Origin of the sequence: Aeromonas sp. R7-5, from assembly GCF_040908015.1 — a bacterium.
GTDB classification, from domain to species: domain Bacteria; phylum Pseudomonadota; class Gammaproteobacteria; order Enterobacterales; family Aeromonadaceae; genus Aeromonas; species Aeromonas caviae.
Genome location: NZ_JBFOCZ010000029.1, coordinates 34,706 through 47,928, shown reverse-complemented (window position 1 = coordinate 47,928; position 13,223 = coordinate 34,706). Strand labels below are relative to the sequence as shown.

The window sequence follows — 13,223 nt, the reverse complement described above, 5'->3', positions numbered from 1 at the left end:
TGGCGACCTGACATGGCGGATCCCGCAGGATCCACCGGGATCAGTTGTCGATGTTGGGGATCAGATCGTCGAAGCTCTGGTAGCCGCAGTCCGCCAGTTGCAGCGACATGGTGTAGGTCTTGCTGCCCTCCCGCTGGCCGATGGCGGGGCGGTTGAGCTTGAGCTCCTGATGCCAGTACTCCTTCATGCGATCGATCAGCGCCATGGCCTCGCTCTCCCCCAGATGGAGCTGGCACAGCGCCATGTAGTTGTTGGGCCTGTGCATGTTCTCCACCAGATAGTCCCCCAGCACCGACATGGCCTGGCGCGCCTGCTGGCGGGCGAAACGGCTGTGCTGCTCGAAGCTGATGCGCTCGCTGATGAGGAAGTGGTAGCTGTTGTCGATGCCAAGCTGCAGGATGCCGAGCTTCTCCAGCTTGCGCAGATAGAGGTAGCAGGAGGCATCGGTCAGGCCGTACTCCCGCTTGAGATCGATAAGGGTCTTGTCGCGCCAGAAGATGTTGGCGAGAAAGGCGTAGAGGCCGGGCTCCTTGTGGAATGCCTCGTCCTGCTCCTGGGTGAAGACGGCCCGGCGGCTCTGGGCATCCTGGGTCCGGTCCAGCAGCTCTTCGAAGGAGAGTCCCACCAGATGGCAGATCTCCAGCAGGGTGTCGAACGGCAGGGAGGGCTTGTTCATCATGCGCTTCACGGTGGCGATGGAAACCCCCATGGCTTCTGCCAGGGTCTGATAGCGGATCCCCTTGTCGGTCAGGGTTTTCTTCAGGGTGTCGAGGATGTGATTGGCCAGTGTCTGGCTGTAGGTCATGCAACTATTCCTTTATCTGCATTTTTAGTCGTGTCAGAAATTGAGTGGTTTGTCTGTATCGGGCTCAAATTTTGACACCTAGAAAAACCAGAGGAGGGTAACCCGGTGATAATGGCGGAAATGGCCTGACCAGTTGTGGTGCAAGGTGGCAGAAAGTGACACTCGGTGGTGCATATCCTTCAACCTTTCAACATTTTGCTGGTGATGCATATTACATCGCACATAATTCAACACGAATCGGATTCAATACCTTCCTGGTTGAGAAAACGATTGTTTGCTTCCAATTTAAGGGTTTTTTTAACCGCAAGGTTTTATTCTTTCCTGGCATTGAGCGGAACTCGCAAGAGGTCCGCTTTTTTTCTTTTCTCCGAATCTGAGCCCGTCGTCAAGAATGGGGCGCAGTTTTGGTACTTCCTGCGCCACCGACCCCGGAAGGCAGTCCTTTATTCCCCCTGACCGGCAAACAGCTTGGGGATCTCCCGCACCAGCCAGCTCTTGGCCTTGCCCATGGTGTCTCGCCGCCAGGCCAGCACGACCTGGATCTGGTGGCGATATTCGGGACTGATCACCTTGAGTCTGCCTGCCTTGATGTCCTCTTCAATCCAGCGTTGCGGCATGGTGCCGATGCCGAGCCCCGCCAGCAGGGCGTCCCGCTTCTCCCCCATGGTGCTGACGGTCAGGCGCGGCTGCTTGTCGAGCAGGCGGTAGGTGAGCACCGGCTTGCGCAGTGCCGTGTCGGCTACCGCGATGGCGCGATAGCGGCGCAGGGTCTCGTCCGCCAGGGGCTCGGGTTCCTGATGCAGGGGGTGATCGGGGTGGGCGACGTAGAGCATCACCTCCTCCCTGAGCACCTGGTGCTTGATGCCGGTCATGGCGATATCGGCATTGAGAGAGGAGATGAGCAGGTCGGCGCGGCCATCCTCCAGGCACTCCCAACTGCCCGCCAGCACCTCGGCGCGAAACCTCAGCCGGGTATCGGTCTGTTCGGCCAGCCGATCCACCAGGGGGTAGAGAGCCTGTACCGGCATCAAGGCATCGACGGCGATGGTGATGTCGGTCTCCCAGCCACGGGAGAGGGCCCGGGTCTCCCCCACCAGGTGCTCGGCCGCCTCCAGCAGCACCCGGCCCCGCTCCAGCAGCATGCGGCCCGCCGGGGTGAATTTGGTCCTGTGGCCGCTGCGGTCGAACAGCATGGCGTCCAGCTCGTCTTCCAGCTTTTGTACCGTGTAGCTCAGCGCCGAAGGCACCTTGCCCAGCTCGTCGGCCGCTGCCGCGAAGCTGCCACGGCGGTCGATGGCGTCCAGCACCCGGATCGCCTCCAGGGTCAGCGCCCGCTCCTTGTTCGATTCCTTGGCCATATCCAACCTTCAATTTTTTTGAATGTGTTTACCAGATTATCTCGCTAACAACTTAGGGGAAGTCACTTTAATATTCAATCAACGCTTAGGCAGGAACGCCTGGCAGCCAAATAAAAGGTAGTTCCGGGCTGAGACATCCCCAAACACGATGTCTGATGTCAGCAAAAGAACAACATAGTATTTGAATGATCTCTTGCATGGATGCATTGATTCGGGCCCAAGGGGCCTTGGCAATGACATAAAACCCAAGAGAGTGAATGAACATGAAAAACGCAATCAAGATGCTGGCCGTTGCAGGCCTGATGACCGCAGGTGCCGCCCAGGCTTCCGTTCCCGCTGACTTCAATGCCGCCCCGGGCGTGCTGTTCGTCAACTGGAGCGCCACCGCTGCGATGGACGGCAAGGCCAACCCCATGCTGGAGGTGCGCGACGAGTCCGGTGATCTGCTGGCTTCCGTCCACGCCAACCTGATCGGCACCCAGCAGGTTGCCATCCCGAGCCGTACCCAGGGCAAGCTGACGGTGAGCCTGGGCAACGAAAGCAGCAGCTACCGCATCCCCTTCGGTCTGGGTGACGGTCGCCAGCGTTAATGAACCAACTTGGTCAGTGAGGAGCACACCATGATGAAATTGAGAGCCGCAGAAGCACGGGGCAAGGCCAACTTTGGCTGGCTGGATGCCCGTCACAGCTTCTCCTTCGGTCACTACTATGACCCGGAATGGATGGGACACTCTGCCCTGCGGGTCATCAATCAGGATCGGGTGGCGCCGGGTGGCGGTTTCGCGACCCACCCTCACGCCAACATGGAGATCCTCACCTGCGTGCTGCAAGGCACCATAGAGCACAAGGACAGCCTCGGCCACGCCGAGCAGATCCCGGCGGGGGATTTCCAGCTGATGAGCGCAGGGTCCGGCATCCGGCACAGCGAGTACAACCCCTCGCAGACCGAGCCGCTCTCCCTGCTGCAAATCTGGATCGAGCCGAATGAACACGGCACGACCCCGGGTTATCAGCAGAAGAAGATTGAAAACAAGCCCGGGATGACGCTGGTGGCGTCACCGGACGGCGAGGCGGGATCCTTCAGGATCCGCCAGCAGGCCCGCGTATGGCGGCTGCAGCTTGCCGAAGGGGAGACCCTGGAGTGGGCATTGCAAGGGCGTCATGGTTACCTGCACATGATTTCAGGGGAGCTGACCGGCAACGGTCTGGCTGCCCGACCCGGCGACGGGCTGCTCAGCCGCGACGAGTCGAGCTGGGTGCTCACCGCCTCCAGGGGGAGTGAAGCCCTGCTGTTTGACCTGCCTTGATAGAAAAATCTTGGCGAAATGAATGAGTTAACAATTAGCTTTTACACTGTAAATACCATGATGGTAAGCAAAGGAATATGACGATGGACAAGATGAAAGATGTGGCACTGCTGGTGGGTCGTGTACTGCTGGCGCTGATGTTCGTGATGGCTGGCTGGGGCAAGATCGGCGGTTACGCCGGTACCCAGGGTTACATGGAAGCCATGGGCGTGCCCGGGTTCATGCTGCCCCTGGTGATCCTGCTGGAGCTGGGTGGCGGTCTTGCCATCATGCTGGGCCTGTTTACCCGCAGCCTCTCCGTGCTGCTGGCCGGTTTCACCCTGATGGCCGCCTTCATCTTCCACTATCAGCCTGCCGAGCAGATGCAGATGCTGATGTTCATGAAGAACGTCTCCGTGGCCGGTGGTTTCCTGGCCCTGGCGGCGGCCGGTGCAGGGGCTTTCAGCCTGGATGCCCGCCTCGGCAAGCACTGGTAATACCCTGACGTTTCAAGTTTTCCAACGCCTTTTGGCCGGTGCCCTGCACCGGCTTTTTTGTGCCCGCTTCCCGGGGATGTCATCGGTGTGACGGCGCGCAGTCCGGACGCCACAAGTGCCTTTTGCATCTTATCCCCCGATCCCCGACAATCCCGATTCGCGTGCCGTGACGGGAATGCCAGAGAGTGTCCCCCCGCGCACCCCCTCTTCATGAAATTGGCGGGAGTCGTCCATGTTTACCCTCTACCACTCCAATCAGCTGGATCTGCTCAAGGAGCTGCTGGTGAGCCGCATCCGGCAGGCTCCGCTCTCCCACCCCTTCGATCGGGAGCAGATCCTGGTGCAGAGTCCCGGCATGGCCCAGTGGCTCAAGCTGGAGCTGGCCAAGGCGTTCGGCATCGCCGCCAACATCGACTTTCCCCTGCCCGCGAGTTTCATCTGGGAGATGTTCACCCGGGTGCTGGCGGACGTGCCCCGCCAGAGCCCCTACAACAAGGGGGCCATGAGCTGGCACCTGATGACCATTTTGCCCACTCTGCTCGGCAGACCCGCCTTTGCGCCCCTCGCGGCCTATCTGGGGGGCAGTGACGGGGCGGCGCCGGAGCAGGTGCGGCTCTGGCAGCTCTGCCAGAAGGTGGCGGATCTGTTCGACCAGTATCTGGTCTACCGGCCGGACTGGATCGCCCGCTGGGAAGAGGGGGAAGGATTGAGCCAGGAGCTGGCCGGGGTGAGCGGTCAGGATTGGCAGCCCGAGCTCTGGCGCGAGCTGGTGGCCCGCACCCTGGCCCTCAGCCCCAGCGGCTACCACCGCGCCAACCTCTACGAGGCCTTCATCCACGAGCTGGAGCGCACCCGGGATCTGCCGGGCAGGCTGCCGCAACGGGTCTTCGTGTTCGGCATCTCGGCCCTGCCGCCCCGCTATGTGGAGGCCCTGCTGGCCCTCGGCAGCCGCCCCGAGGTGGAGGTACACCTGTTTGTGACCAACCCCTGCCGCTACTACTGGGGGGACTTGCTCGATCGCAAGACCCTGGCGCGCCTCGAAAACAAGCTCAAGCCCGGCACGGATCTCGAGACCCTGCAGGGCCCTGCCAATCCGCTGCTCGCCTCCATGGGCAAGCTGGGGCGCGACTACCTGCACCAGCTGATGGAGCTGGAGGTGCCGCAGATCGAGGCCTTCGTCGACATCGAGGATCGCGACGATGAGGGCAAGGTCACCTTGCTGCGGGCCATCCAGAAAGACGTGCTGGAGCTGGCGGAACGGGGGGCCGGCGAGTTCAACCTCGATGCCAGCCACCACAAGAGCCCTGTCAGCCTGGATGACGGCACTTTGCAGATCCACGCCTGCCACGGCCCCATGCGGGAGCTCGAGGTGCTGCATGACCGGCTGCTGGCCCTGTTCGAGCAGGATCCCACCCTCACCCCCAAAGACGTGGTGGTGATGATGCCGGACGTCAACAGCTACGGCCCCTACATCCAGGCCGTCTTTGGCAAGGAGGGCGGCAAGGGGCGGGGCGGGGCCCGCGGCCAGATCCCCTTTGCGATCTCCGATCGGGCGGCGAGCCAGGAGAGCCCGCTGCTGCAAAGTTTCCTCGCCCTGCTCAGGCTGCCGAACGCCCGCTTCGGGGCGGGGGAGCTGCTCGCCATCCTGGAGGTGCCCGCCGTGCTGCGCCGCTTCGAGCTGGACGACGACGAGTTCAACGTGCTGCGGCGCTGGGTGCAGGAGACCGGCATCCGCTGGGGGCTGGATGACGACTATCCCGAGCGCTTCGCGCTGCCGCGTCTGTCCGGCAACAGTTGGCTGTTCGGCCTGCGGCGCATGCTGCTGGGCTTTGCCATGGGGGACGGGGAGCCGGTGGCGGGGATCCTGCCCTATGCGGACATCGAGGGGCAGCAGGGGCTGATCCTCGGCAAGCTCGCCTGGTTCGTCGACTCCCTGGCGGAGTTTCTGCCCCGGCTGCAACAGGCGCAGCCGCTGGCCGAGTGGCACGCCTGCCTGCTGGCGCTGCTGGAGCGTTTCTACCTCGCCGACGAGGATGAAGAGCGCCAGCTCCAGCTCATTCGCAGCCAGCTCACCGACTGGCAGGCCCAGCTCGGCGAGGCCCGCTTCGAGCAGGCCATCAGTGCCGACCTGTTGCAGGACTACCTCGGCAGCGTGCTGGGGGAGTCCCGCTCCAGCCAGCGCTTCCTCGCCGGTCAGGTCAACTTCTGCACCCTGATGCCGATGCGCTCCATTCCCTTCCGCCAGGTCTGCCTGCTCGGCATGAACGACGGCGTCTACCCGCGCACCCTGCCCCCCATGGGCTTCGATCTGATGGCGGTGGCCTCGCGGCGCGGGGACCGATCCCGCCGGGATGACGACCGCTACCTCTTCCTCGAGGCGCTCCTCAGTGCCCAGCAGGGGCTCTACATCAGCTATCAGGGGTTCAGCCCCCAGGACAACAGCGAGAAGGTGCCCTCCGTGCTGCTGGCGGAGCTCATCGACTACGTGCGCCAGGGCTTCGTGCTGGCGGGGGATGAAGATCTCGACGATGACACCTCGGGCCAGCGGCTGCTCGAACACCTGATCGTGGCGCACCCCCTCACCCCCTACAGCCCGGCCTACTTTTACCCCGAACCCGGCTCCGGTCTCTTCACCTATGCCGCCGACTGGCTGCCGGCCCTGAGCCCCGAGCGGGGTGCCGCCAACTTCCAGAGCGGCGATCTGCCCCTGCCCGCGGAGTGGGGCAGGGAGCAGGGGCTGGAGCTGGCGGAGCTGCTGCGCTTCTATCGCCAGCCCGCCAGGTACTTCCTCAACCGCCGCCTCAAGGTGTGGTTCGAGCTGGAGGAGGCGACCATCGAAGACAGCGAGCCCTTCGAGCTGGACGGCCTGCAGCACTATCAGCTCAAGGCGCTGCTGCTGGATGCCCATCTGACTGAAGGGGAGAGCGAGGCCCGTCGCCACCGGCTGCAACTCTCCGGCCTGCTGCCGCAAGGGTGGTTTGGCAGCCTGCTGCTGGAGGAGATCGACGGCGAGATGGGCAAGCTGGCGGCGCGGCTGCGCCCCTGGACGGGGGACAAACAGGCGGTGGAGATCGACATCGCCCTGGCCCAGGGGCAGCTTCAGGGCTGGATAGACACCCAGAAGGGACGAGCGCTGGTGGTCAAACCCGGCGGCTTCAACGGCAAGGATCTGCTGCTGGCCTGGATCCAGCACCTTTGCCTCTCATTGAGCAGCGCCCCCGGCGACACCCTGCTGTTCGATGCCAAACAGAGTCTGCGGCTGCCAAGGCTTGCGGCGGACGAGGCGCGGCCCAGGTTGGCGGCCCTGGTGGCCCTCTGGACCCAGGGGATGAAGCGGCCGCTGCCCTTCTTCCCGAGCACTGCCTGGGAGTGGCTCAGGGCGATCGAGAAGGATCCGGCAAAGCCGGAGGAGGCCGACAAGGCGGCACTTGCCCGCTTCAACGGCGGCTACATGGTGACGGGAGAGGGGCAGGACGTCTATGTCGCCCGCTGCTTCCCGGAACTCGATGACGAGGTGCTGGCCCAGTTGCAGGGGCTGGCCCGTGAACACCTGACCCCGCTCCATCAGGCGCTGGAGGAGTTGCAATAATGGCTAACCCGCTCAATCCCCTGCGTTTTCCCCTCTATGGCGAGCGGCTGATCGAGGCCTCCGCCGGGACCGGCAAGACTTATACCATCGCGGGCCTCTATCTGCGCCTCTTGCTGGGCCACGGCCCGGTTATCGAACAAGCAGGCGAGGAGGGGGGAGACGCCGGTCAGCCCTGTGCCCACGAGCGGCCCCTGTCGGTGACAGAGATCCTGGTGGTGACCTTTACCGAGGCGGCCACCGCCGAACTGAGGGGGCGGATCCGCGCCCGCATCCACGAGGCGCGCCTCGCCTTTATGCGCGGCCACAGCACGGATACCCTGCTGGCCCAACTGCTGGCGGAGGTGGAGGATCACGACCTGGCGGCCCGTCGCCTGCTGGCCGCCGAGCGGCAGATGGACGAGGCGGCGGTCTTCACCATCCACGGCTTCTGCCAGCGGATGCTCAGGCAGAACGCCTTCGAGTCGGGCGCCCTCTTTGAAACCGAATTTTTGACCGACGACAGCCGGCTCCGGCTGCAGGCGGTGAGTGACTACTGGCGCGCCGAGTTCTATCCGGTGGATCAGCCCCTGGCCCGGGCGGTGCGAAGGCTCTGGCCGAGCCCCACGGCCTTGCTGCGGGAGATGGGGAGCTGGCTCGACAACGACGAGCTGGAGATCCGCCCGGTGGCGGGGGACGAGACCCTGGCGGCGCGGCACAGCGTCGCCATGGCCCGCATCGGGGCGGTGAAAGCCGGGTGGCTGGCGCAGACGGACGAGATCCGCCGCCAGACCGAGGGGCAGATCAGCCGCTACACCGGCAAGAACTACGAAGGGTGGCTTGCCAAGATTGGCGACTGGGCGCAGGACGAGACCAGTGGCTACGTCCTGCCCAAGGAGCTGGAGCGCTTCGGCCAGCAGGTGCTGGAGGAGAACCTCAAGAAGGGGGGAGCGGTGCCCACCCTGCCGCTCTTTGGCGAGATAGACGCCCTGCTGGCGAGCCGACCCGGCATCCGGGATCTCGTCTTGCAGCGGGCGGCCAGGGTGGTGCGCAGCCGGATGCAGGAGAGCAAGCGCCAGGCCCATCAGCTCTCCTTCGACGATCTTCTGCGGGATCTCGACGGGGCGCTCGGCTCGGGCCTGGGGGAGCGGCTGTGCGAGCGTATCCGCGCCACCTACCGGGTCGCCATGATCGATGAATTCCAGGATACCGACCCCCAGCAGTACCGCATCTTCCATCGCCTTTACGGTGGTCACCAGGACACGGCGCTCCTGATGATCGGCGACCCCAAGCAGGCCATCTACGGCTTTCGTGGCGCCGATATCTTCACCTACATCCAGGCGCGGCGAAATGTGAGCGCCCACTACACCCTGGGGCGCAACTGGCGCTCAAGCCGCGCCCTGGTGGCGGCGGTCAACGGCCTGTTCGAGCGGGCGAAGGATCCCTTCATCTACGAGGCGGACATCCCCTTCCTGCCGGTGGAGGCGCAGGGCAAGAGCCGGGCACTGCTGATCGAGGGGCAGACCGCCCCCGTGCTGCACTGCTGGCAGCTCACCGGTCAGCCCACCTTCAACAAGGGGGAGTACCAGAGCAGGATGGCCCGCGCCACGGCGGCGGAGATCCATCGCCTGCTCACGCTGGCCCGGGAGGGCAAGGCGATGCTCGGCAGCGAGCCGGTCAGGGCCGGGGATATCGCCGTGCTGGTGCGCACCGGCGCCGAGGGCAAGCTGGTGCAGCAGGAGCTGGCGCGCCTTGCCATCGCCTCCGTCTATCTGTCGAACCGCGAGAGCGTGCTGGCCCAGGTGGAGGCGCGGGAGATCCTGCTGATCCTGCACGCCTGCCAGAACCCGAGCGATGAGCGAAGCCTTAGGGCGGCGCTCGCCACCGGCCTGTTCGATCTCGATGCCAGGGCCCTGGACGCGCTGGCCTCTGACGAGCGGGCCTGGGAGAGCGCGGTGCAGGAGTTCATGGGATACCGCGCGGTCTGGCATCGCCACGGGGTGCTGGCCATGCTGCGGGCCCTGATGCACGGGCGCAACCTCGCCGCCTCCCTGCTGGCGAGCCCCTACGGGGAGCGGCGGCTGACCAACTTCCTCCATCTCGGCGAGCTGCTGCAACAGGCGAGCGGCGAGCTGGACGGGGAGTACGCCCTGCTGCGCTGGCTCGGGGAGGCGGTGAGCCAGCCCAACGGCCAGGACGGGGAGCAGATACTTCGCCTGGAGTCCGAGCGCAAGCTGGTGCAGATCGTCACCATCCACAAATCCAAAGGGCTGGAGTACCCGCTGGTCTTCCTGCCGTTCATTTGCAGCCACCGCGCCGCCGACACCCCCCTGTTCCACGAAACGGGGGAGGCGGGCAATCGCACCGTGCTCGATCTCACCGGTGCCGAGGCGTCCCTGGCCGAGGCCGACAAGGAGCGCCTCGCCGAAGACTTGCGCCTGCTCTACGTGGCCCTGACCCGGGGGGTCTATGCCACCTGGCTCGGGCTGGCGCCGGTGCGCTCCGGGGCGGGCAAGTCGGAGAAGACCGACCTGCACCGCACCGCCATCGGCTACCTGCTGCAAAAGGGGGAGGAGGGGGACGCCGGGACACTGGCGACCGCCCTCACCGACCTGGCCCAGGCCCTGCCGGGGGTGGCTGTCGGTGAGCCCTCGCTCACCCGCCCGGCCCCGCTGCCCGCCGAAGCGGACACGCCGGGGGAGCCCACCGTGCGCGCGTTCCAGGGGCAGCTTGAGCGGGACTGGTGGATCAGCTCCTACTCCGGGCTCGCGGCCCAGGGCAACGGCCACGGCAAGGGGGTGCTGGCCAACCCCGGCTTCGACGACGAGGTGGCCACCGAGGCTGCCGTCACCGTGCAGGATGAGGAGACCCCCGCCCCTTCCATCTTCACCTTCCCCAAGGGGTCGCGTCCCGGCACCCTGCTCCACAGCCTGTTCGAGACCATCGACTTCGAGCACGCGGGGGGTGAGTCGCTGGCACAACACATCGCCGCCCTGCTGACCCAGGAGGGGTTCGACGAAGGCTGGGCTACCGTGCTGCAACAGCAGGTGGAGGCGGTGCTGGATACTCCCCTTGAGACCGGCCTTGAGGATCCGGTGCGGCTGCGGGATCTGGCCCCCGAGCGCAAACAGGTGGAGCTGGAGTTCTTCCTGCCCATGGGGCGGGTGACGGCACCGGCGCTGACCGCACTCTGCCAGCAGCACGACCCCCTGTCGCGGGGGGGCAAGCCGCTCGGTTTTGCCACCGTGCAGGGGATGCTCAAGGGCTTTATCGACCTGGTGTTCGAGTGGCAGGGGCGCTGGTATCTGCTCGACTACAAATCGAACCACCTTGGCATGAGCCCCGCCGATTACGGCCGCCCGGCCCTGGAGCGGGCCATGCGCGAGCATCGCTACGATCTGCAATACCAGCTCTATTCGCTGGCGCTGCACCGGCTGCTCGCCTTGCGGCTGCCGGGCTACGATTTCGACCGGCATTTTGGCGGGGTCTTCTATCTCTTCCTGCGCGGCATGCCCCAAGGGGGCGTTTTCCATGCCCGGCCCAGCCGGGAACTGGTGCTGGGGCTGGACGAGTTGTTTAGTAAAGGCGTGACGTCTGACGATCATCGTTTAGAGAAATCGAACAAGGCAGAGGCATGAGGGGCGAGATGAAGGGCGAAACCATGATAGAGCGGCTGAAAGCCTTGGCGCTGGCGGGGCGCATCCGCCAGCTTGACCTGCAATTTGCCTGGCTGGTGGCCGACCTTGGCGGCAGCCCCGAGCTGGTGCTGGGGGCCGCACTCGCCTGCCATGAGCTGGGGCGCGGCCATGTCTGCCTGCCGCTGGCGATGCTCGCTCAGGGCGGTGACGGGCAGGGATCCTCGCGCCCCTTCGGGCTGGATCCGGATCAGAGCCGGGATCTGCTGGCGGATCTCGCGGATCCTGCGAGCTGGCCCGCCCTCTTTGCGGCCAGCCCCCTGGTGGGGAGCGAACAGGAGGAGGGAGAGGCCCCCCGCTGGCCCCTGCGACTCTGGGGGGATCGCCTCTACCTCACCCGCTACCACGACTTTGAGCTGGGGGTGGCCCGCCACCTTAGCGCCTTGAGTGAACGGGCCGAATGGCCGGAGATTGCCCCGGCCCTGTCACGCCTCTTTGCCCGCGACTACGGCCTGGTGTTCGGGGCCCTGCTCAAGGCCCGCCTCGCGCCGGATTTCTCCGTCCGCCACTTTGTGGAGAAGTACCTGGATCTGGTCTTCCCCCATGAGGTGGAGTGGCCCGCCGTGGAGACCCTGCTAAAAAGCGCCCAGGCGGCCAGCGAGCTGGAGCGGCTGGATACCCTGGTGCCCGAGGCGCTCTGCTGCAACGGCCAGAAGCTGGCGGCGGCCACGGCGGCGGCGCGCCCCTTCGCGGTCATCTCCGGCGGCCCCGGCACCGGCAAGACCACCACGGTGGCCAAGCTCCTCGCCATCCTGGTGGAGACCGGCCTGCAAGGGGGCAAGGCCCCGGCGATCCGGCTGGTGGCGCCCACCGGCAAGGCGGCGGCGCGTCTGACCGAGAGTATCGGCGCTGCCCTGCAGGCCCTGGATCTGCCCCCCGAGTGGGTACAGGCCATCCCCACCGAGGCGGGCACCCTGCACCGGCTGCTCGGGGTGATCCCCGGGCGCAGCCAGTTCCGCCATCACAGAGACAACCCGCTGCACCTCGACCTGCTGGTGGTGGACGAGGCCTCCATGGTGGACCTGCCCATGATGGCGCGCCTGCTGGATGCGCTGCCCCGCCACGCCCGCCTCATCCTGCTCGGCGACAAGGATCAGCTCGCCTCGGTGGAGGCAGGGGCCGTGCTCGGGGATATCTGCAGCTTTATCGAACAGGGCATCAGCCCCGCGCAGGCACATTGGCTCTCCCGCCAGACCGGCTATCGCCTGCAAGGCACGCCGGCGGGGGCCAACGTGCGCGACAGCCTCTGTTTGCTCTCCAAGAGCTGGCGCTTTGACCAGCATTCGGGCATCGGCCAGTTGGCGCGAGCCTGCAACAGCGGCGACGGGGCGGCGGTGGAGGCAGTCTGGGGCGCAGGATTTGGCGACATCCGCCTGCACCCCTGGGCGGGGGAGGCTTACAACGCCCTGATTGCCGAGGGGGTGGCCGGTTATGGCAGCTACCTCAAGGCGGCCCGGGCAGGCGAGGATCCGGCGGCGGTGTTCAAGGCGTTCAACGGCTTCCAGATCCTCTGCGCCCTGCGGGACGGCCCCTTCGGGGTGACGGGGCTCAACGAGCGGCTCGAACTGGCCCTCGCCAAGGCAGGGCTGATCCAGCGTGACGGCGACTGGTATGTGGGCCGCCCGGTGATGGTGGTGCGCAACGACCACGGGGTCGGCCTCTATAACGGCGATATGGGGCTCTGCCTGCCCGATGACACCGGCCGCCTCAAGGTATGGTTTGAGCAGCCGGACGGCACCTTGCGGGCCCTGCTGCCCAGCCGTCTGCCGCCCCATGAGACGGTCTACGCCATGACCATCCACAAATCCCAGGGCTCGGAGTTTGCCCATACCGTGCTGGTGCTGCCCGACAGCCCCAGCCCCCTGTTGACCCGCGAGCTGGTCTACACCGGCATCACCCGCGCCAAGGCCCGGCTCGATCTCTACGGCGATCGCGCCCTGCTGGCACAGGCCGTGCGGAAAAAGACCGAGCGGTATTCGGGATTGGCACAGAGGTTGGATTAAATAGTTATTATTGA

8 protein-coding genes are annotated in these 13,223 nt (G+C 65.4%); 6 read left to right on the top strand and 2 right to left on the bottom strand.

Going from position 1 to position 13,223, the window contains the following annotated elements:
- Positions 1–40 precede the first annotated feature (40 nt).
- Together AB5Y53_RS12805 and AB5Y53_RS12800 are read right to left on the bottom strand one after the other, a co-directional pair.
- The gene (locus AB5Y53_RS12805) at positions 41–805 is read right to left on the bottom strand and encodes a helix-turn-helix transcriptional regulator (RefSeq protein WP_010675913.1); all 765 of its coding nucleotides are present in this window, start codon (positions 803–805) and stop codon (positions 41–43) included.
- A gap of 443 nt (positions 806–1,248) precedes the next feature.
- On the bottom strand, positions 1,249–2,163 hold the full coding sequence (locus AB5Y53_RS12800; protein WP_010675912.1) for a LysR family transcriptional regulator: 915 nt from the start codon (positions 2,161–2,163) through the stop codon (positions 1,249–1,251).
- A gap of 257 nt (positions 2,164–2,420) precedes the next feature.
- Here AB5Y53_RS12800 and AB5Y53_RS12795 point away from each other — a divergent pair, with 257 nt between their 5' ends.
- From AB5Y53_RS12795 to recD, 6 genes are all read left to right on the top strand, one after another.
- Positions 2,421–2,753, top strand: a complete 333-nt coding sequence (locus AB5Y53_RS12795) for a hypothetical protein (RefSeq protein ID WP_128272493.1) — start codon at positions 2,421–2,423, stop codon at positions 2,751–2,753.
- Positions 2,754–2,783: 30 nt separating this feature from the next.
- The gene (locus AB5Y53_RS12790; RefSeq protein ID WP_010675910.1) at positions 2,784–3,470 is read left to right on the top strand and encodes a pirin family protein; all 687 of its coding nucleotides are present in this window, start codon (positions 2,784–2,786) and stop codon (positions 3,468–3,470) included.
- 83 nt (positions 3,471–3,553) lie between these two features.
- Positions 3,554–3,946, top strand: a complete 393-nt coding sequence (locus AB5Y53_RS12785) for a DoxX family protein (protein ID WP_010675909.1) — start codon at positions 3,554–3,556, stop codon at positions 3,944–3,946.
- Between the two features lie 232 nt (positions 3,947–4,178).
- The gene (gene recC / locus AB5Y53_RS12780) at positions 4,179–7,535 is read left to right on the top strand and encodes an exodeoxyribonuclease V subunit gamma (protein WP_368182215.1); all 3,357 of its coding nucleotides are present in this window, start codon (positions 4,179–4,181) and stop codon (positions 7,533–7,535) included.
- A complete protein-coding gene (gene recB, locus AB5Y53_RS12775; RefSeq protein ID WP_368182214.1) occupies positions 7,535–11,149 on the top strand; it encodes an exodeoxyribonuclease V subunit beta in 3,615 nt (1,204 codons plus the stop codon). The genes recC and recB overlap by 1 nt, the downstream gene beginning before the upstream one ends.
- Before the next feature lie 8 nt (positions 11,150–11,157).
- On the top strand, positions 11,158–13,209 hold the full coding sequence (gene recD / locus AB5Y53_RS12770; RefSeq protein ID WP_368182213.1) for an exodeoxyribonuclease V subunit alpha: 2,052 nt from the start codon (positions 11,158–11,160) through the stop codon (positions 13,207–13,209).
- Positions 13,210–13,223: the final 14 nt, after the last annotated feature.